The organism is Rhizobium sp. HT1-10 (assembly GCF_049472505.1).
Taxonomy (GTDB): domain Bacteria; phylum Pseudomonadota; class Alphaproteobacteria; order Rhizobiales; family Rhizobiaceae; genus Rhizobium.
This window is the reverse complement of the sequence record NZ_JBCEBQ010000006.1, coordinates 1-20,180: the sequence shown is the minus strand read 5'-3', so window position 1 is coordinate 20,180 and position 20,180 is coordinate 1. Positions and strand designations below refer to the sequence as shown.

Here is a 20,180-nt window from a genome sequence, read left to right as displayed (position 1 = left end):
GGTGAAGCTCACGCAGCGAGGATCCAAAACGCCGCTGCACCGCTCCGTCCAGAGAGCGATGCCAAGTGCGAAAAGCGCCGACCGAAGCCAGCGCCCGTTATCGAGAAAATCAGGCCGCGCGGCGAAGCGGCAGCTGGGTCAGCTTGCGGCCGCTGGCGACCAGCATGCCGGCAGCGCCTTCGAGCCAGGCGTCCTTAAGCTCCAGCCCCAGGAAGCGATGGCGCTCGAACGGGCCGGGCATGACAAGGTGACGAGCCTTGTCGGCAAAGAAGCCGAAGCGCTCGTAATAGGCGGGGTCGCCGACCAACAGGATGGCCCCATGGCCGCGCTGCTTGGCTTCCAGGATGGCGGCACGCATCAAGGCCGCGCCGATGCCCTTGCCTTCGTGATCCGCATCGACGGCGAGCGGGCCGAGCAGCAGCGCGTCGACGGCCTGCGTCTCGCGGTTGACGCCGGCTTCGACGTTCCACAGACGGACGGTGCCGATGACGTGACCGTTGCGGTCGCGCGCCACCAGGGCCAGGCCTTCAGCCGGAATGCAGCCGCGACGCAGTTTTTCCGAAGACTTCTTCGTGCGACCTTCGCCCATGGCGCGGTTCAAAAGGTTTTCTCGGGCGACGACGTCGCCGGCATTTTCGTAGTCGATTGCGAATGTGGACGGCGCAAAGAATGCGCGTACAGAATCAAGAACAGCGGCCATGTCGGCCTCCCGTACCCAATACCGTTATGAGCGGCGGTGAATGAAAATTGTGAAGGTGCCGCCCCGGTTGGCTACGGGGCTGGCGACGTCGGACCTTTAGATGACGTAGGACTTCAGCGGGTCAAACCCGTTGAAAGCCACGGCCGAGTAGGTCGTCGTATAGGCGCCGGTGCCTTCGATGAACACCTCGTCGCCGATCGTCAGGGACAATGGCAGCGGATAGAGGTTCTTCTCGTAGAGCACGTCGGCCGAATCGCAGGTCGGGCCGGCGATGATGCAGGGCTCCATTTCGTCGCCGTCCCGCTCGGTGCGGATCGGGTAGCGAATGGCTTCGTCCATCGTTTCGGCGAGACCGCCGAACTTGCCGATGTCGAGGAACACCCAGCGAGCGTCGTCATTGTCCGACTTCTTCGAGATCAGCACGACTTCCGCCTTGATGACGCCGGCGTTGCCGACCATGCCGCGGCCTGGCTCGATGATCGTCTTCGGGATCTGGTTGCCGAAGTGATCGCGCAGGCTCTGGTTGATCGCCTTGCCATAGGCTTCGGCAGCCGGAACGTCGCGCAGATACTTGGTCGGGAAACCACCGCCCATGTTGACCATCTGCAGGTGGATGCCCTGCTTGGCAAGCGACACGAAGACGCGCTTGGCATCGGCAAGAGCCGAATCCCAGGCATCGACCTTGGTCATCTGCGAACCGACGTGGAACGACACGCCATAGGACTCGAGGCCGAGCTGGTGGGCGTAGACGAGCACGTCGACGGCCATCTGCGGTACGCAGCCGAACTTGCGCGACAGCGGCCATTCGGCGCCTTCGCCGTCCGTCAGAACGCGGCAGAACACGCGGGCGCCGGGAGCGGCACGGGCCATCTTCTCGACTTCTTCATGGCTATCGACCGCAAAGAGGCTGACGCCGAGCGCATGCGCACGGGCGATGTCGCGTTCCTTCTTGATCGTGTTGCCGAACGAGATGCGGGCAGCCGTAGCACCGGCGTCCAGCGCCATTTCGACTTCGGCGACGGACGCGCAGTCGAAATTGGAGCCCATGGAAGCGAGAAGCTTCAGGACTTCCGGAGCAGGGTTCGCCTTGACGGCATAGTAGATCGAGCTGTCCGGCATGGCGTGACGGAAAGCATGGAAATTGTCGCGGACCACGTCGAGGTCGAGCACGAGGCAGGGACCGTCGGGACGTCGGGTTGCGAGGAAGTCGCGGATGCGCTGGGTGGTCATATGGGTAGTCCCTTCAATTCCAGGCTCCGGAGCTCACGCCGGAGGACAAAGGGCATACGGCAATCCGCGCTAGGACCCAGCCGGTGGAGACCCCGGATCCTTGGCGAACGCACGATGCTCAATCAGTAAACCAACGCCATAGATCGGCATAGGTTCGGCTTTGTCTGCCATGGATTGGAGGGGATTCCCTACCGCACTTCCGGCAATGATGGTGTGCCTCTTCAGTAACCCCGGCTGATGGAAAGCCGGAAGAGAACAAAAAGGCCCGCACCGTCGTTGCTTCAGATGTCCTCGCATTTCTCGGAAGGCCGAGATAGCGACTGGAGGGGTTAATTCCAGGTACCTTACCGTATCCTCACCAATTAGAGGACCAGCGGACACCCATGGGCACGTGCGACTTTGGGCTGACCGGGAGATAAGAACATTCGCTGTAACAATCAAGAATTTTTTTGATGCCGGCCAAAAAAAGTGGACGGCGGCGGCAAAGCACCCTCAGGTTGCAGCAAGGCGCGAAAAACGTTACATTCCCCAGGCCCGAATGGAGAGCCGCCATGACCGCTGCTACGGCAGGACTGATGAAGGATTGGGACGAGCTGCGGGCCGATCTCACCCGCAAGGCGCGGGAAGCGGGCATCAACCCGCACGACCCGGAATTTCTGAAGCGGATCGCCCAGCAGATCGCTGCCCTCGACCCTGAGGAAGAGGAAGATGCGATGCGGTGGATCGAGGCTGTCTCAATCTTCAACGATGAGGAGTGGACCGGGGACGTGTGAGGCGGGGTGATATTTTCGCGGTAATCCTCACCGGGGACTACGGCAAGCCACGCCCGGCCATCATTGTCCAATCCGACTTACTCGCCGGGCAGGTCGGCTCCGTAATCGTCTGCCCACTGACGTCATTCGAGGGTCCCACCCCCAATTTCCGCTTCGATCTCGAGCCCGACGCAACCAACGGTTTGCGCGTCTTGTCCCAGGCCATGGTCGAAAAGCCGATCACCATCATGCAACGCCGCGTCGGCCAGAAAATAGGTCGCTTGAACGATGCCGACTTGAGAAAACTTGACACCATCCTGGGATTCGTCATGGGTCTATCCGGCTGACGAACAGGACACCCGCGATAAATGGACACCCTTACCCGCATACGCGCCTTCATCGACGTCGTCGAAGCCGAGGGTTTTTCGGCCGCCGCTCGCAAGACCGGGCGCTCCAAGGCGCTGCTGTCGAAATATGTGCGGGAGCTGGAGGACGAACTGGGCGCGCTGCTGCTCAACCGCACCACCCGACAGTTCTCGATGACCGAGGCCGGCCATACCTATTTTCGCACGGCTTCCGACATCCTCAAGGAAATCGACAATCTCGCAGACCTCGTGCGCGAGAACAACCAGCAGCTTAAGGGCCGGCTGAAGATCTCTGTACCGCGCACCTTCATGGATGCCGATGTCGGCCAGTCGCTGATCGATTTTGCCAAGGAAAATCCCAATCTTTCGCTGGAGATCGCCGCCGAGGACCGCTTCGTCGACCTGATCGAGGAAGGCTTCGACGTCGCCGTGCGCGTCACCAAGCTCGAGGATTCCGGCATGATCGCCCGCAAGATATCGGATTTCCGCGTCCACATCTGCGCCACCCAGGATTTTGTCGAGCGGCACGGCCCGCTCGATCACCCAAGCGATCTCGCCCGCATTCCCTTCATCATCGACACCAACAACCGCGCCCAGGGAACCATCCGCTTCTGCAACCCCGACAGCACCTGGTTCAATGTTTCGGTCAACGGCCCGATCGAGGTCAACAGCCCGCATGCGACATTGCGCGCCGCCCTGGCGGGCATCGGCGTCGCCATCATCCCCGATTTCATCGCGCACAAGAGCATTGAAAACGGCGATCTGGTCACCCTGTTCAACGACTACGTGCCGACTGACCGCGGCATCTACGCCGTCTATCCGCACCGTCGTTACCTGCCGGCCAAGGTGCGCATCTTCGTCGATTACCTGCACAACTGGTTCCGCAAGAACGGCTAAAGCGGCAAGGCTACTGCTTGCGGTCCCAATTCTGTCTCATTTTTTCTCACACTGGCACCATCAGTGACGACAAAGCGCAGCGCCGAGAGTTCATGAAGAAAACCACCCTCCCTTTGGCTCTCGCGCTGGCGATGGCGCCCGCTGCGGCTTTCGCCCATCCGCACATCTTCGTCCAGGCGCGGCTTGAAGTGGTGGCCGGGCCGGATGGCAACATCAAGGAACTCCAGAATGTCTGGCGTTTCGACGAGGTGTTCTCTTCGTCCGTGATGATGGACTTCGACAAGAACGGCAATCTGAAGCTCGATCCGGACGAGCTCCAGGCAGTCGGCGCCACGGTGCGGGATTCGCTGGCCGACTACGATTACTATGTGAACATGTCGTTGAACGGAAAGGTGATCAAGGTGCTGAAACCTGATGTCATCCACGTCGATTACAAGGACGGCCAGCTGTTGATGTTCTTCAAGGTTGCGCCGGCCGAGCCCATGCCGATGAAGGGCAACCGCCTGTCCTTCGGCATCTATGATCCGACGCTCTACACCTCGATTGATTTTCCGACAGACGGCGATCTTGTGACCCTCGGCGATGGCTTCAAGTCCTGCACCTCCAAGGTCGTGCGACCGGATCCCGACCAGGTGATTGCCGAGAACAAGACCTCGTTGACAGACGCATTCTTTAATGACCCGACCGGCACCACCATGTCGAAACTCTTCGCCACACGGATCGACACCCAATGCTGAGCCGCCGTCACGTCGCCCTTGCCTCGCTTGCGCTAGCCGCCATGATCGGCGCCACGAGCCTTGCGCATGCCACCGGCTCGCCGCTCGGCATCGGCACAGCCGAACCGAGCTTCCAGCCGATCGGCGGCCCGCTTGCCCCGATATTCCTCTATGTCAACTATGAGCAGCAAGCCTTCTATCGGGCGCTGACCCAGTCCCTTTCCGCGATGCGCCAGGACCCTTGGCATTTGTGGACGCTGATTGGCCTTTCCTTCGCCTACGGTATCTTCCACGCCGCAGGCCCCGGCCATGGCAAGGCGGTGATCTCCTCCTACATGGTCGCCAACGAGATCGAGTTGAAGCGTGGTATCGCCATCTCCTTCATCTCCGCCTTCGTCCAGGGCCTCGTTGCCGTACTGGTGGTCGCCGCCGCCTATTTCGTGCTGCGCGGCAGCGGCATCACCATGACCCAGGCGACCAACACAATGGAGATCGCCTCCTTCGTCATGGTCATCCTGTTCGGCGGCTGGCTGCTGTTCCGCAAGCTGCGCTCGATGATCCGCGCCATGCCGGCGCGGCGTGCAGTCATTGCGACGTCAGCCGGCCCGATCAGCGTCGCGCTGTTCGACAGCGGCTCTTACGCAAGAAGCGATACCGCAGCCACGCCTGCTGGAACGTTCAACTGCGACGCGCCGTCACCCGCCGGCGCCGGCGTTGTGTGCGAGGATTGCGGCCGGTCGCACCTGCCTGATCCGTCACTGCTGCAGGCCGAGAATTTCAATGTCCGTGAGGCATGGTCGGCGGTGGTTGCGGTCGGCCTGCGGCCCTGCTCCGGCGCGCTGCTGGTCATGACCTTCGCCCTGCTGAACGGCCTGCTGCTCGGCGGCGTGCTGTCGGTGATCGCCATGTCGCTTGGCACCGCCATCACCGTATCGCTGCTGGCGATCCTCTCGGTCGGCGCCAAGGGCCTGGCGGTGCGCCTGGCCGGACCCGGCTCCCGGAAGGCGACCTGGGTCGGCAACGGCATAGAGATCATGGGCGCCGTGCTCGTTATTCTGGCGGGCGTCGTCCTGCTCGGCGCCTCGCTGCAGACCTGAGGCTATCAGGGGCGATGCCGCCGCTGGTAGCGCGCCCTTAGCCAGAAGATCAGGAAGAAGCAGAGAATGACGCAGGCGCCAAAACCGGTCGCCAGCCAGGGCGAGAACGTGCCCAGCCACAGGACGATGTTCGGCATCAGATAGAGCACCGTGCCGGCACCCAGCAGGATGATCGCAGCGGCAATCGCGGACGATCGATTTTCCGACTTCTTACCGGTCAAGCGGTGTATCCTTTGAATGCGCCGACCATGACGCAGCGCTTCTTGAGCCGATCAGTGGCCGACCGCCGTCTGGCGGCCCGGCCTTTTTGTCGATGGATCAGGCCTTCAGGGCTGCGGCTTCCGCCGCCAGCTTGGTGATGCCGGCCCAATCGCCAGCGGCGATCAGCTCCTTCGGCGCGACCCAGGAACCGCCGACGCAGATGACGTTGGGCAGCGACAGGTAGTCGCGAGCATTCTTCAGCGACACGCCGCCAGTCGGACAGAACATCGTTCCGGCCAGAGGCGACGACAGCGCCTTGAGGTAGGCCGCACCGCCCGCCTGTTCGGCAGGGAAGAACTTCAGCACCTGGTACCCCTCTTCGCGGAGCGCCATCACTTCGCTGGCTGTCGCGGCTCCGGGAAGCAACGGCACGCTCGACTGGCGGGCAACATCGAGAAGCTCCTGCGTGGTCCCCGGGCTGACGATGAACTTCGAACCCGCCTCGACAGCCGCCTCCCAATGGGCGACGTTCAGGATAGTCCCTGCACCGACCTCGGCGCCCTCGACCTCGTCGGCCACCGCACGCACCGCATCGAGAGCCGCAGGCGTGCGCATGGTGATCTCGATCGCCTTCAGCCCGCCGGCAACAAGCGCCCGGGCCAGCAGCACAGCCGACTTGACGTCATCGACGATCAGCACCGGAACGACCGGCGCAAATCGCAGGATGGAAAGAAGCTTTTCGGTTTTTTCACCCATCGCCGGCACTCCTGGAAAGGTTTGATTTTACGACTTCGATAACCTTCATCGGAAGCCTTGTCGAGACAAAAGCGGGAACGTCTTGCCCGGTAGGAAATCTCGATGACATTGTTTATCTTACCGCATCGCATGCTCGTGGGGACGCCTGAAACGAATGGCCAAAGAAATCGAACGGAAATTCCTCGTCCAGGACGATGCCTGGCGGAACTCCGTGATTGAAGAGATTCGCATTCGTCAGGCCTATATCGCGTCGATGGATGATCGATCCATCCGCGTGAGACTGGCCAACGACACAACCGCGACGCTGACCGTCAAGATCGGCAGGGACATGGTGCGCGACGAGTTCGAATACGCCATCCCGGTCGCAGATGCCGAGCAGTTGCTTTCGGCAGCCGTTGGCGTGGAGATCGCCAAGACGCGCCATAGGGTGCCCTACAAGGGCTTCATCTGGGAAGTCGATGTCTTCGACGGTCTCCTTCAAGGGTTGACCGTCGCCGAGGTGGAGATGCGGCGTGTGGACGACGAACCCGATCTGCCGGAGTGGCTGGGCGAGGAAGTCACCGGCCAGCACCGCTACTCCAACCAGGCGCTCGCCATGCGCTTCGAATCGGAAGATCCGGACCTCTAGCCGACGACGGCGGCATCCGGCCATCACCCGCGCAAATGAAGATTGCGTCGGGAAGCGAGAGGCTGTATTTCGATCCCATGACCGACATTGCCTCAACCACGCCCCTGGGCGGAAGCCCCTTCCTGGTGGCCGCGCTCTATCATTTCGCGGATTTTTCGCGCTTCGCCTCCCTTCGCGAGCCGCTTCAGGCGCTCTGCGAAGAACAGGGCGTCAAGGGCACGTTGTTGCTTGCTCACGAGGGCATCAACGGCACGATTGCCGGCACCGATGCCGCGATTGCCAGGGTCCTTGCCTTCCTGCGTGGGCTGCCGGAGTTTGCCGGCCTGGAGCACAAGGAAAGCCGCGCCTCCAAGATGCCCTTCGTGCGCATGAAGGTGAAGCTGAAGAAGGAAATCGTTACCATGGGCGTCGAGGACATCGACCCCAACACGATCGTCGGCACCTATGTCGCGCCCAAGGACTGGAACAGCCTGATTTCCGATCCGGACACCATCCTGATCGACACGCGCAACGACTACGAGACGGCGATCGGCGTCTTCAAAGGCGCGCTCGACCCGAAGACCAAGACCTTTCGCGAGTTTCCGGAATGGGTGCGGCAGAACACCGGGCTGCACAACAAGCCGAAAATCGCCATGTACTGCACCGGCGGCATCCGCTGCGAAAAGGCGACGGCCTACATGAAGCAGCAGGGCTTCGACGAGGTCTACCATCTGAAGGGTGGTATTCTCAAATATCTCGAGGAAGTACCGGAGGCGGAAAGCCTCTGGGAAGGCGCCTGCTTCGTCTTTGACGAACGGGTTTCGGTCGAGCACGGATTGAAGGAAGGCGAGCACAAGCTCTGCCACGCCTGCCGTACGCCGATCACCGCCGAGGAGATCACGTCGCCCTTCTACGAGGCCGGCGTTTCCTGCAGCCAGTGCTACGAGGCGAGGAGCGAGAGCGACCGCGAGCGTTTCCGCGAGCGCCAGCGGCAGATCGAGCTCGCCCGCAAGACGGGCCGCGCGCACCGCGGCTAGCGCGCGCGCACCGCGGTGCGCGCCTCCGGCACCCTTCAAGAGGCGATGCGGCGGTCGTCCTGCTCGTTTCGGCGAAGCTGCGCCTGATAGCGTCGGGTCAATTCTGCCGCGGTCATCGGCTTGCCATGGAAATAGCCCTGCAACTCGTCACAGCCGAACAGGCGCACGGCGACGCCTTGCTCCTCGGTCTCGATACCCTCGGCGGTGACGGGGATATCCAGCGAGCGCGCCAGCGCCACGGTTGCCTGCAGCATGTCGCGCGCGCCCTTGCTCTCGAGCACGCCCATCGTCAGCGACTTGTCGATCTTGATGCGGTCGAAGCCGAACTGCCTGAGATAGCCGATCGATGAAAATCCGGACCCAAAATCGTCCAGCGCCACTTTGACGCCCAGCGCCTTCAGCCGTTCGATAGCGGCCCGGATCCGCTTCGGGTTCTGGATGATGTAGCCTTCCGTTATCTCGAGCGTCACCCGCGCCGGCTCGATCTCGGTCTCCTTCAGCACGGCATGGACGTAGTCGGCAAAGGCCGGGTTGCGGAACTGGCTCGGCGAGACGTTGACCGCGACGCGAAGCCCTGGCCAGCCCATGGCCGCCTCGCAGGCGCGCCTGAGCACCAGCAGCCCCAGCCCCTCGATCAGGCCACTGGTTTCCGCCACGGCCACGAAGACTTCTGGCGATATCTGGCCATAGCCGGGACGATCCCAGCGCGCCAATGCCTCGACGCCGATCATCTCGTGGGTGGTGGCATCGACCAGCGGCTGATAGGCGACGTCGAGTGTTTCGTTCTCGATGGCGAAGCGCAGATCGATCTCCATGGCATTGCGGCCTTCACGGTCGCTGTCCATGTCGCTGTCGTAGCAGACCATGCGCGCCCGCCCGGTCTCCTTGGCCTTGTACATCGCCAGATCAGCCCGGCGCACCATTTCCTCGCGGCCGACACGGCCTTCCGGCGACATGGCGATACCGATGCTGGCGCCGACAACGATGACCCGCAGGCCGATCTCAAGCGGCTCGGACAGGAAGTCGAGCACCTGTTCGGCAAGGCCCAGCGCCAAGCCCTCGTTCAGCTCCGTGGCCGGAAAGGCGATGGCAAACTCGTCGCCGCCAAGCCGGGCGAGCGTGGCGCTGTCAGGCACCAGCACTTTCAGCCCGGCCGCAACCGCGCGGATCAGCTGGTCCCCTGTCCCATGGCCGTAGGAATCGTTGATTTCCTTGAACCCGTCGAGATCGAGATAGAGTAGCAGCACGTTGGTGCGCTGCGCCTTGGCGTTCTCGATCATTTCGTCGACGCGAACGCGCATGCCCTCGCGATTGAGCAGCCCCGAGAGCCGGTCGCGCAAGGCCGCCTCCCGTGCATCCGCCTCTTCCGCCCGCAGGCGCTTGTTGGCGAGCGATCCGAGGATGAGCAGCACGACGAAGAACAGACCGACGAGACCCAGCGCGCCCACCACCAAGGGCCGCGCCTGCTGGTAGCTCATGTCACCGGGACCGCGGGGCAGCCAGACCATCTTGCCGAGCGTGGCACCGAGCGGATCGACAACAGGCACCGCCAACCGCGCCGGATGATCCGGCGCCACGAATTTCAGGCCTCGGACGACATAATTCTCCGCCATCGTCTGGACCTTGGCATCGTCGAGATGGCGCACGAAAATGAGATAGCGTCGCTGGCCCGCAGGAACCGAAAGGGCGCCTGATTTCTGACGCACCAGGGCAACGCCGACGGCCGCCGGTCCGCTCTTGGTACCGACGAAGCCGATGGCCTCCGGCGCCTTGCCCTCGGCAGCCGATCGCGCTGTTTTCAGGAGGGACCAGAGAGATGGATTGAAGATCGCATTCAGCGGATCCTCTACCGGCTTGCCCTCGCGATATTCGAGAATGGGCTTGCCCGCATCGTCGACGACGATCGCCATATCGAACAAGCTGCTATTGGCCGACATTTCGCCGTAGTTGCTGACCAGCCAATCCATGCCGTCGGCTGCATAGGTGAATTTGGCCGCATCGTCCCAGGCGGCATAGTCGTTGAGCGTCGCTCCGAGCTGGGCCTGAAAGGTTTTCAGCGCGCCGGCCGTGGTTTCGAAGGAGCGCTCGTCATCCAGCCTGTTGGAGTAGTCGGCCACGCGGGACACGGCGGTCAGCACCATCAGCGTCACGACTGCGACCACGATCGCAAAGGAGAGCAACACCGCAACCACGATCGGTTGGCGGCCAAGCTCAATATCCCTCTGAAACAGCTTTGAAAATGCGCCCATTCGGCACTCCTTGGCGCGGAATATGCCTAACAGGTCTTCAAGAACCGTTAAGGAAACTTATATCAGGGGTCGCGAAGATGCGCTCTTACAACCACGTCATCCCTCTTGCCGCATGCGCCGCTCGGAAGCCATGGCGGTCCGGGTATGGCGCAGGTCATTTCGCCGTATGATTGCCCTTGGGAAACTGCGCAGCGAGCTCCGAGTACCACTTCCCACTATTCTTGACGGTGCGCACCTGCGTCTCGTAGTCGACATGGACCAGGCCGAACCGCATGCGATAGCCCTCCGCCCACTCGAAATTGTCCATCAGGCTCCAGGCAAAGTAGCCGCGCATCGGGTAGCCGTCCTTGATGAGGTCGGCGACGACGTTGAGATGGTCAACGTAGTAGTCGAGCCGAGGCTGATCGTCGACCACGCCGTCGACGACACCCATGTTGTAGGCAGCACCGTTCTCGGTGATGTAGCATTCCGGAAGTTCGTAGCGCCGGTAGAGATCCTCGATCAGATGCTTGAGGCCGGGCGCATAGACTTCCCAGCCGATATCCGTCTTGACGTCGCTTGCCGGCGGCGCTTCCGTCGTCCAGGGGAAGTCCCCTGTCTTCTCAGCATCGTCGAAGACGCGGTCCGGCTTGTAGTAGTTGATGCCGACCCAATCGAGCTTCTGACTGATCAGCGCCATATCGCCATCGGCAACCGGGGGCATGCGGTCGCCGAGCGCCGAGAGGAAGGCTTCGGGATACGCGCCCTTGAAGACCGGATCGAAGAAAGCGCCGTTGTGGAACTCGTGGGCGCGCTCGACGGCAGCCTGGTCGGCCGCAGCATCCGAACCCGCGATGATCGAGGCGGCGTTGAGCACGAGGCCGACCGGCACCTTCGGCGCCTCCGAGCGGATCGCCTCGACGCCAAGGCCGTGGGCAAGATTGATGTGGTGCATGGCGGCCAGCGCCGCCTCCATGTTGCGCTCGCCCGGCGCGTGGACGCCGTAGAGATGGCTGAGCCAGACGATGCACCAGGGCTCGTTGAACGTCGCAACCGAATCCAGCCGGTCGCCGAGCCGCGCCATGACCGTCTTGGCGTAGCGCTGATAGGCGTAGGCGGTCGAGCGCGCCGTCCAGCCGCCGTCGCCCATCAGCGACAACGGCAGGTCCCAGTGATAGAGCGTCGCGAAAGTCTTGATGCCGCGCGCCTTGCAGCCATCGACCAGCCGGTCGTAGAAATCCAGCCCCTTCTCGTTGATCGGCCCGACGCCTTCAGGCACGATACGCGGCCAGGCAATCGAGAAACGATAGGCCTCGACGCCCATCTCCTTGATCAGATCGAGATCCTGCTCCAGGCGATTATAGTGGTCGCAGGCGACGTCGCCATTGTCGCGCTGGAAGACCCGGCCCGGCATGTTGCAAAACGCATCCCAGATCGACGCCTTGCGCCCATCCGCCTTGGTGGCGCCCTCGATCTGGAAGGCCGCGGTGGCGACGCCAAAAGTGAAATCGCCGGGGAACCGCGCGGCCAGGGTTTTCGGATCGATCATGGGATTTTCCGTTTCGATGAGGCTGTTTGCGGGCGATTTAGACCGAGGATGGGCCTGTTGTACAGCCTGCACATGGCAGGACGGTAACGTTGCAGATTTGCGCACACGCGAACATCGGCCGACGCCGCTGCCGCAGCGACCAGGCCCTTGCTTGATACAGGTCAACTCAGCCTGCCGTTTAGCTGATAACTTTGAGGACAGTTCCTGCTCTCGCTTTCCCCCGGAGAATGCCGGGCCACCGACAAGGACGCCGATCGCAGGATCAGGACCCATGTCGGGATTGCGGCCGAAAGGCCCTTTTTTGCGAGAGAAAAGCTATGGCCCGTGACAATGCAGACCGCTTGCAGTTCTCCCTGCTCTTCCTCGCCATTCTTGCTCTGGCGCTCGGGCTAGCCCTTCATGCCGCCGGTCGACCGGACGCGGCGATATTCGCGTGGCAAGCCGGCGTTCTGCCGGTTCTTGCGGCACTGCTTCTTGAAATTTTCAGCAGTGTTCGAAAAGGCGAAGTCGGATTGGACATCGTGGCCGCGCTCTCCATGACGGCAGCGCTTCTTTTTGGTGAAACGCTTGCCGCTGCGGTGGTTGCGGTAATGTATTCGGGCGGCACGGTTCTCGAACGCTTTGCAGAAGGACGCGCCCGCCAGGAAATGAGCGCGCTACTGTCCCGCGTTCCCAGAACCGCGACGCGCCACGCCAATGGCGGACTGGCGGACGTTCCGCTCGATCTGATCGAACCCGGCGACCTGCTTCTGATTCACCAGGGCGGGATCGTCCCTGTTGACGGCGACGTCGAGAGTCCGCAGGCGATCCTCGATAAATCGGCGCTTACAGGCGAATCCATGCCTGTCCGGGTGGACAGGGGACAGGAAGCGATGAGCGGATCGACCAATGCCGGGCCGCCCTTCGACCTGCGCGTAAGGCATCGCGCCGCCGACAGCACCTATGCCGGCATCGTGCGACTGGTCGAGGCGGCGCAGGCGTCCAAGGCACCCATGGCAAGGCTTGCCGACCGCTATTCGCTGGGCTTCCTGGCTGTCACGCTCGTCTTGTCGACGCTTGCGTGGTGGTTCACGGGCGATCCCATCCGGGCCGTCGCGGTCCTTGTCGTGGCAACGCCGTGCCCGCTCATACTGGCGGTGCCGGTCGCTCTCGTGGCTGGCCTCTCCCGCGCCGCCCATTTTGGCGTTCTCGTCAAGGGAGCAAAGCCGCTCGAGGCCCTGGCAGGGGTAAGCACATTGGTCCTCGACAAGACGGGGACGCTGACGGACGGACGCCCGCAGGTCGTTTCGATAGAACCGCAGAACGGGATGTCGGAGGACGAAATCCTTTACTTCGCAGGCGCCCTCGAGCAGGCGTCGAGACATCCGATGGCGCGCGCCATCGTGGCGGCGGCGCGGCGTCAAACGCTCATGCTGCCTGTGCCGGAGCATGTTTTCGAGCGCGCGGGGGAAGGCGTTTCCGGGACGATAGACGGTCGATCGGTATGCGTGGGCGGCGTTGCATTCGTCCGCGAGCAGATCGGCCTCACGTCGGCCCCGAGCCCGATCCTGAATATCGGAACCGTTGTGGTCGCCCTTGCCATCGACGGCAGGATGGCCGGTTACATCACGATGGCGGATGCCTTGCGGTCGGGAACGGCCGAACTCATTGCAAACCTGCGCCGGGTGGGCATCGGCCGCATCCTGCTGGCTACAGGCGACCGGCAGGCGGTGGCGCAAGCCGTGACCGCCGGTCTTGGCCTGGACGCCGTCTGTTCAGATCTGTCGCCTGACCAGAAGGTCCGTCTGATCCTCAGCGAGCGTGAAAGCGGAACCGTCATGATGGTCGGCGACGGTGTCAACGATGCACCGGCCCTTGCCGCCGCCGACATCGGCGTTGCCATGGGTGCACGGGGCGCCGCGGCCTCGGCCGAGGCCGCCGACGTCGTTCTGCTGGTCGATCATCTGGATCGCCTGCTGCCGGGCATCGAGATTGCTCAGTCCGCACGCCACATCGCAATGGAGAGCGTGATCGCCGGCATCGGCATGTCTGTGGCGGGCATGATTGCCGCCGCACTCGGTTACCTCTCCCCCGTGCAAGGCGCCGTGCTGCAGGAAATCATCGATGTGGCGGTCATCCTGAACACCCTGCGCGCATTGCGGATCGACCCGAGGATCGGGGAGCCCATGAGGACGGCAGTGCCGGCGGACGTGGTTCGGGCGTGACAGTCCTGCGACCGGTTGCGGCCGCCCGCTCGCCGATCACGACGCGCGGATATCGCGCAGACCGTTGGATGCAACCCTCCCCTCTCCAGAAGCGCTGGCTCACGGAGCAGCCTTTGCCCTTACCGTTGCGGCCTCGACAACGAAAGCTTGCATCCCCCGCCGTTCCGCAGGAAAACCCTGCCATGAGCATTCCGACGACACATCCCTTCGCCTTCGATCCCACCTATGGCATGACCGAGGGAGACCTCCTGGCGATCCGGCCGCCTCAGGCGCCGCCTGAATTCGACGACTTCTGGAAGGGCCGGTATCGCCGCGCCCTCGCCGTCGATCCGAAACCGGCACTGCGCCGGAGCAAATCCGCCCATCCGGACTGGCATGTGCTTGACATCACCTACGCCTCAACAGGCGGGTTTCCGATCGGCGGATGGCTGCTCTTGCCGCGCGCAGGGTCGATCCGTCGCGGCCTCGTCGTCGGCCATGGCTATGGCGGCCGCGACCAGCCGGATTTCGACCTGCCGGTGAGCGAGACGGCGCTGCTGTTTCCCTGTTTTCGCGGCCTGTCGCGCAGCGCCCGCCCGCCGATCCCGTCCGATCCCTCGGGCCATGTGCTCCAGGACATCGACCGCCCCGACGACTACATCATCGGCGGCTGCGTCGAGGATCTGTGGCTGGCCGTGTCGGCGCTGTTGGCGCTCTATCCCTGGCTCTCCGGCCATATCGGCTATAGCGGCATCAGCTTCGGCGGCGGCATAGGCGCACTCGCCATTCCCTTCGACCAACGGATCGCTCGGGGACATCTCGTCGTCCCGACCTTCGGCGACCGCAAGGCATGGCTGACGCTGCCGACGGTGGGTAGCGCCAACGCGGCGCAGGCCTACGCCGCGACCCATCCGACTGTCTACGAAACGCTGCGCCTGTTCGATGCCGCTGTTGCCGCCCAGAGGATCACCGTGCCGATGCTGACGGCGGTTGCCCGCTTCGACCCCGCCGTGGCGCCGCCTTGCCAGTTCGCTGTCGCCAATGCGTTGCCAAAATATAATGAAACCTTCATCCTCAATGCCGGTCATTTCGACTATGATGGGAGTGCGGCGCAGGCAGCCGTGCTGCGCGACAAAGTGAGACAGTTCTTCAAGGACCTATGAACCGCGAATATTTGCGCTGGTACAGCCCGCGCCTCGATCGAGACATGGAATTGCTGGTGTTCGGTCACGCCGGCGCGAAGGTCTTGATGTTTCCGACGCGCGACGGCCGGTTCTGGGAATATGAGACGCTCGGGCTGGTCGATAGCATCCGCGACAAGCTGGAGGCAGGCCAGTTGCAGCTCTACTGCATCGAGGGGCTGGCCTCGGAAAGCTTCTACCGTCGCGACCGCCACCCGGCCGAGCGCCTCCACCGCCACGCCGCGCTCGAAGACTACATCCTCCACGAAGTACTGCCCTTGATGGCGAACAAGAACCCGCACGACTGCACGGTCGTCCACGGCTGCAGTCTCGGTGCCTTCCAGGCGGCCAACCTCGTCTTCCGCCACCCGCATCTGTTCCGCAAGCTGGTGGCCTTCTCCGGCCGCTACGACCTGACCCTCTCGGTCGAATCCTTCGGCGACCTCTTCGACGGCTACTACGACGATACGGTCTATTACAACACGCCGCTGCATTTCCTGCCGGGCATGGGCAACGACTGGCGGCTGGACAGGCTGCGCCAGGTCGAGATCGTGCTGACGATCGGCAATGACGACCCCTTCCTCGACAACAACCGTCTGCTCAGCCGGATTTTGGCCGAAAAGCAGGTCGGCCATCAGCTGCACATCTGGGACGGCCGCGCCCACCGCGGCAGCGCCTGGCGCCAGATGGCACCGCTCTATATCTAGGGACGAGCGAGCCGAACCTATCGATCCAATGGCTTAGGACGGCCGGGGACGCTCCCGGCCGAAGCCGACAATCTTACAGTTTCACCCAGGCACCATTGCGCTTGGACGAGGCGACGCAGGCATCGACGAAGGCGACGCCTTTCACCCCGTCATCGACGGTTGGATAGAGCACGGCACTGTCGACCGCCTTGCCGCTCTTGGCGGCGTTGATGGCCTGGGCCGCCTCGGTGTAGATGGTGGCAAAGGCTTCCAGATAGCCCTCGGGATGGCCGGCCGGGATGCGCGAGACGCGGGTGGCGGCCGCGCCGGCGCCGGCACCATTGCGGGTGATCAGCCGCTTCGGCTCGCCGAACGGCGTGTACCAGAGATAGTTCGGATCGGCCTGCACCCATTCAAGACCGCCTTTGGTGCCGTAGACGCGCACCTTCAGGCCGTTCTCGTGGCCGGGCGCCACCTGGCTGCACCAAAGCATGCCCTTGGCCGCCTTTTCCGCGCCCCGCGCCCGGAAGCGCAGCATCACATGGGCGTTGTCATCGAGCGGACGGCCTTCGACGAAGCTGTCGAGATCCGCGGCCAGGCTGTCGACCTCGAGGCCGGTGACGAAGCAGGCGAGATTATAGGCATGGGTGCCGATGTCGCCGGTCGAGCCGCCTGCCCCGGACTGGGCCGGGTCGGTGCGCCAGACCGCCTGCTTGGCGCCGCTCTGCTCGACCGCCTCCGTCAGCCAGTCCTGCGGATATTCGACCTGCACGACGCGGATGTCGCCGAGTTCGCCATTGGCGACCATTTCGCGCGCCTGGCGCACCATCGGATAGCCGGTATAGTTATGGGTGAGCACGAACAGCGCGCCGCTCTCGTCGGCGATCTTCTTCAATTTCTTGGCGTCGGCCAGATTGGACGTCAGCGGCTTGTCGCAGATGACATGGATGCCGCGCCGCAAAAATTCCTTGGCAGCGTCGTAATGCACATGGTTGGGCGTGACGATCGACACCGCCTCGATGCCGTTCTTCAGCTTCGCCTCGCGGATCGCCATATCGCGGTAGCTGGCATAGGTGCGCGAGGGATCGAGACCGAGATCGAGCCCCGAGGCCATCGCCTTCTCCGCCGTCGACGACAGCGCGCCTGCCACCAGCTCGAACTGGTCGTCGATGCGCGCCGCGATCCGGTGCACCGCCCCGATAAACGCGCCGGCACCGCCGCCGACCATGCCGAGCCGAATGCGCGGCGCCCGGGCTTCCTGCTTTGAACCTTCGATTGCCATGGGTATCCTCCTCCAAATTGGCTTTTGTCTCTGTAGAGGCTCGCCCCCTCTGTCACCTCCGGTGACATCTCCCCCACAAGGGGGGAGATCATTCATTTCCCCAACGCTGTCCGAAAATGTCAGGGACGCTTCGAAGTCGCGGCCAATCTCCCCCCTTGTGGGGGAGATGTCGGCATCGCCGACAGAGGGGGGTAGTCTCCGCACAGATGATGCGAATTATAGCCCCAGCATCCGCCGGTTGGCCGCGTCGTCCGTGCCGCCGGCGGCGAAATCGTCGAAGGCGTGCTCCGTGACGCGAATGATGTGCGCCTTGACGAACTCGGCGCCTTCGCGCGCGCCGTCTTCGGGATGCTTCAGCGCGCATTCCCATTCGACCACGGCCCAGCCGTCGAAATCATTGGCCGTCAGCTTCGAGAAGATGGCACCGAAATCCACCTGGCCGTCGCCCGGCGAGCGGAAGCGGCCGGCGCGGTCGACCCAGCTCTGGTAGCCGCCATAGACGCCTTGGCGACCGGTCGGGTTGAACTCGGCATCCTTGACGTGGAACATCTTGATGCGGTCTTTATAGATGTCGATATTGTCGAGATAATCCAGGCATTGCAGGATGTAGTGCGAGGGATCGTAGAGCATGTTGGCGCGCGGATGGTTCTTCACCCGCTCGAGGAACATCTCGAAGGTGACGCCGTCATGCAGGTCTTCGCCCGGATGGATCTCGTAGCAGACATCGACGCCGTTCTCGTCGGCATGGTCGAGGATCGGCGTCCAGCGCTTGGCCAGCTCCTCGAAGGCGGTCTCGACCAGACCGGCCGGCCGCTGCGGCCAGGGATACATATAGGGCCAGGCCAGTGCGCCGGAGAAGGTGGCATGCGCCTTGATGCCGAGATGTTTCGACGCCGTCAGCGCCATCTTGACCTGCTCGACGGCCCACTCCTGCCGCGCCTTCGGATTGCCGCGCACCTCAGGCGCCGCAAAACCGTCGAAAGCTTCGTCATAGGCCGGATGCACCGCCACCAGCTGGCCCTGGAGATGGGTCGACAACTCCGTCACCTCGACGCCGTTCTGGCGCGCCACGCCGGCGAACTCGTCGCAATAGTCCTTGGAGCTGGCAGCCTTTTTCAGGTCGATCAGCTGGCCGGCCCAGGTCGGCACCTGGACGCCGAGATAGCCGACATCGGCCGCCCATTTGGTGATGGAATCCCACGAGTTGAAGGGGGCTGCATCGCCTGCGAACTGGCCGAGAAACAGGCCCGGGCCCTTGATGGTTTTCATGTCAGATTCCTCCCTTAACAGATACCGTAAACGTTTCCAATGCGGTTTTCCATGCCTTCTTACATGGACGGGCTCCTCAACCCCACCGCTGAGACTTCGGCCACTAGGCTCGAAGTCGACGTGCAACGAACTAATCACGGGCGTCAGGCAATCGCAAGACGTACGTACCGCATTTGTGGACCCTTGGCGTTTTATGTCCACGCACCGGGCGAAAGCTGGCCACTTGCCCGGCCAATTTTCGGAGAACAACCGGTGTATTTCCACGTCATTGAACGACCTGACCTTGTCGCGACGCAAGAACTCGGCTTTGCTGCGAACTGGGCACCGGCCGCAGGCCAACCGCATGCCCGGCAGGCTGGCGGCGTAGCCCGGCGCCTCCCGGTATCGTCGACAGGACATACGTGAACAAAGAGGCTCTGATGGCACACGAACTGAACATCCCAGAGGGCGCACCGGCGATCCTGCGCAACGCCTCGCTGGACACCGAGGAAATCTGGCAGGCCCGTGCCGATCTTGCCGCCTGTCTCAGGATGGCGGCGCGCCTCGGCCTCGAGGAAGGCATCTGCAACCATTTTTCCGCCGTCGTTCCCGGTCATCCCGACCTGTTCCTGGTCAACCGCCTCGGCTGGGCCTTCCAGGAAGCCACGGCCTCGTCGCTGCTGATCTGCGATTTCGACGGCCATGTGGTTGCTGGCGACGGCGTGCCGGAGGCAACCGCCTTCTTCATTCACGCGCGTCTGCACAAGATGCTGCCCCGCGTCGGCGCCGCCTTCCACACCCATATGCCGAATGCCACGGCGCTGAGCATGGTCGAGGGCGAGCCACTCGTCTGGGCCGGCCAGACGGCGCTCAAATTCTACGGCCGCACCGGCGTCGACGAGCACTATAACGGGTTGGCGCTGGATGAGCGCGAAGGCGACCGCATCGCCGCGACGCTCGGCGACAACGACATCCTGTTCATGAAGAACCACGGCGTCATGGTCTGCGCGCCCAATATCGCCGAAGCCTGGGACGACCTCTACTATCTCGAGCGCGCCGCCGAAGTGCAGCTCAAAGCCATGAGCACCGGCTGCCGCCTGCTGGCCGTCCCCGCCGACATCGCGTCCGCCGCCGCCCGCCAGATGCGCGAAGGCGATCCGGAAAGCGCGAGAATGCACCTCGAGAGCATCCGGCGGGTGCTGGACAAGCAGGAGACGGATTATCGCGGGTAGTTCGCTGGTTGGATGGGATGGTCTGTTCTGCGGAATTAGGTAGCAATTGCCACCAGTTCCGTTTCTCTGGGTTTGAAGGGCCTTGACCTTGCCCCGCCGAATTAATCCATTTTGAAGTAAGCTCTGGCCCATTGAGAGGACCAGAGGATGAAGCGCAACCGTTTTACAGACGAACAGATCATCGGCATTTTGAAGGAGCATGAGGCAGGCACACCTGTCTCTGAGCTTTGCCG

The 20,180-nt window shown here is 63.0% G+C and carries 20 protein-coding genes; 12 read left to right on the top strand and 8 right to left on the bottom strand.

Features of this window, described 5'->3' with window-relative positions; translation table 11 throughout:
• Positions 1-109: 109 nt before the first annotated feature.
• Positions 110-700, bottom strand: coding sequence for a GNAT family N-acetyltransferase (locus VH564_RS16045; protein ID WP_423340861.1), 591 nt, complete (start codon positions 698-700; stop codon positions 110-112).
• Positions 701-796: 96 nt separating this feature from the next.
• Positions 797-1,930, bottom strand: coding sequence for an ornithine/lysine decarboxylase (gene odc2, locus VH564_RS16040; protein ID WP_423340860.1), 1,134 nt, complete (start codon positions 1,928-1,930; stop codon positions 797-799).
• A 551-nt stretch (positions 1,931-2,481) separates the two neighbouring features.
• Here odc2 and VH564_RS16035 point away from each other — a divergent pair.
• From VH564_RS16035 to VH564_RS16015, 5 genes are all read left to right on the top strand, one after another.
• Positions 2,482-2,703, top strand: coding sequence for a hypothetical protein (locus tag VH564_RS16035; protein WP_423340859.1), 222 nt, complete (start codon positions 2,482-2,484; stop codon positions 2,701-2,703).
• Positions 2,700-3,029 carry a type II toxin-antitoxin system PemK/MazF family toxin gene (locus tag VH564_RS16030; RefSeq protein WP_423340858.1) on the top strand — a complete coding sequence of 110 codons (330 nt, stop codon included), beginning with the start codon at positions 2,700-2,702 and terminating at the stop codon, positions 3,027-3,029. The genes VH564_RS16035 and VH564_RS16030 overlap by 4 nt, the downstream gene beginning before the upstream one ends.
• Before the next feature lie 21 nt (positions 3,030-3,050).
• Positions 3,051-3,944 (top strand): LysR family transcriptional regulator, encoded by an 894-nt coding sequence (locus VH564_RS16025; protein WP_423340857.1) that lies wholly within the window; start codon positions 3,051-3,053, stop codon positions 3,942-3,944.
• Positions 3,945-4,036: 92 nt separating this feature from the next.
• Positions 4,037-4,681: a DUF1007 family protein gene (locus VH564_RS16020; protein ID WP_423340856.1), complete on the top strand. Its 645-nt coding sequence runs from the start codon at positions 4,037-4,039 to the stop codon at positions 4,679-4,681.
• Entirely contained in the window at positions 4,675-5,757 is a 1,083-nt protein-coding gene (locus VH564_RS16015; protein ID WP_423340855.1) for a nickel/cobalt transporter, read from the top strand. The genes VH564_RS16020 and VH564_RS16015 overlap by 7 nt, the downstream gene beginning before the upstream one ends.
• 5 nt (positions 5,758-5,762) lie before the next feature.
• Here the strand turns inward: VH564_RS16015 and VH564_RS16010 are convergent, their stop codons facing one another.
• Both VH564_RS16010 and VH564_RS16005 read right to left on the bottom strand, forming a co-directional pair.
• A complete protein-coding gene (locus VH564_RS16010) occupies positions 5,763-5,978 on the bottom strand; it encodes a hypothetical protein (protein ID WP_423340854.1) in 216 nt (71 codons plus the stop codon).
• A 97-nt stretch (positions 5,979-6,075) separates the two neighbouring features.
• Positions 6,076-6,714, bottom strand: a complete 639-nt coding sequence (locus VH564_RS16005) for a 2-dehydro-3-deoxy-phosphogluconate aldolase (protein ID WP_423340853.1) — start codon at positions 6,712-6,714, stop codon at positions 6,076-6,078.
• A 154-nt stretch (positions 6,715-6,868) separates the two neighbouring features.
• On the opposite strand from VH564_RS16005, the gene VH564_RS16000 reads away from it, so the two are divergent.
• Both VH564_RS16000 and VH564_RS15995 read left to right on the top strand, forming a co-directional pair.
• Positions 6,869-7,342, top strand: a complete 474-nt coding sequence (locus tag VH564_RS16000; protein WP_423340852.1) for a CYTH domain-containing protein — start codon at positions 6,869-6,871, stop codon at positions 7,340-7,342.
• A gap of 77 nt (positions 7,343-7,419) precedes the next feature.
• Positions 7,420-8,358 (top strand): rhodanese-related sulfurtransferase, encoded by a 939-nt coding sequence (locus VH564_RS15995; RefSeq protein ID WP_423340851.1) that lies wholly within the window; start codon positions 7,420-7,422, stop codon positions 8,356-8,358.
• A gap of 35 nt (positions 8,359-8,393) precedes the next feature.
• Here VH564_RS15995 and VH564_RS15990 read toward each other — a convergent pair whose 3' ends face one another.
• Both VH564_RS15990 and VH564_RS15985 read right to left on the bottom strand, forming a co-directional pair.
• Positions 8,394-10,607 carry a bifunctional diguanylate cyclase/phosphodiesterase gene (locus VH564_RS15990; RefSeq protein WP_423340850.1) on the bottom strand — a complete coding sequence of 738 codons (2,214 nt, stop codon included), beginning with the start codon at positions 10,605-10,607 and terminating at the stop codon, positions 8,394-8,396.
• Positions 10,608-10,761: 154 nt separating this feature from the next.
• Positions 10,762-12,135, bottom strand: coding sequence for a GH1 family beta-glucosidase (locus tag VH564_RS15985; RefSeq protein WP_423340849.1), 1,374 nt, complete (start codon positions 12,133-12,135; stop codon positions 10,762-10,764).
• Between the two features lie 317 nt (positions 12,136-12,452).
• On the opposite strand from VH564_RS15985, the gene VH564_RS15980 reads away from it, so the two are divergent.
• The 3 genes from VH564_RS15980 (at position 12,453) to VH564_RS15970 (ending at position 16,206) form a co-directional block, all read left to right on the top strand.
• Positions 12,453-14,339, top strand: a complete 1,887-nt coding sequence (locus tag VH564_RS15980; RefSeq protein WP_423340848.1) for a heavy metal translocating P-type ATPase — start codon at positions 12,453-12,455, stop codon at positions 14,337-14,339.
• Between the two features lie 182 nt (positions 14,340-14,521).
• Positions 14,522-15,481, top strand: coding sequence for an acetylxylan esterase (locus tag VH564_RS15975; protein ID WP_423340847.1), 960 nt, complete (start codon positions 14,522-14,524; stop codon positions 15,479-15,481).
• A complete protein-coding gene (locus VH564_RS15970) occupies positions 15,478-16,206 on the top strand; it encodes an esterase family protein (RefSeq protein WP_423340846.1) in 729 nt (242 codons plus the stop codon). Before VH564_RS15975 ends, VH564_RS15970 begins: the two co-directional genes overlap by 4 nt.
• 73 nt (positions 16,207-16,279) lie before the next feature.
• On the opposite strand, the gene VH564_RS15965 is transcribed toward VH564_RS15970, so the two are convergent.
• A complete protein-coding gene (locus tag VH564_RS15965; RefSeq protein ID WP_423340845.1) occupies positions 16,280-17,467 on the bottom strand; it encodes a Gfo/Idh/MocA family protein in 1,188 nt (395 codons plus the stop codon).
• Between the two features lie 216 nt (positions 17,468-17,683).
• Complete coding sequence (locus tag VH564_RS15960; RefSeq protein WP_423340844.1) at positions 17,684-18,736, bottom strand: sugar phosphate isomerase/epimerase family protein; 1,053 nt, start codon at positions 18,734-18,736, stop codon at positions 17,684-17,686.
• A 419-nt stretch (positions 18,737-19,155) separates the two neighbouring features.
• Here VH564_RS15960 and VH564_RS15955 point away from each other — a divergent pair, with 419 nt between their 5' ends.
• Entirely contained in the window at positions 19,156-19,947 is a 792-nt protein-coding gene (locus tag VH564_RS15955) for an aldolase (RefSeq protein WP_423340843.1), read from the top strand.
• A 147-nt stretch (positions 19,948-20,094) separates the two neighbouring features.
• The coding region (locus VH564_RS15950) for a transposase (protein ID WP_423341088.1) at positions 20,095-20,180 on the top strand (86 nt) is incomplete at its 3' end.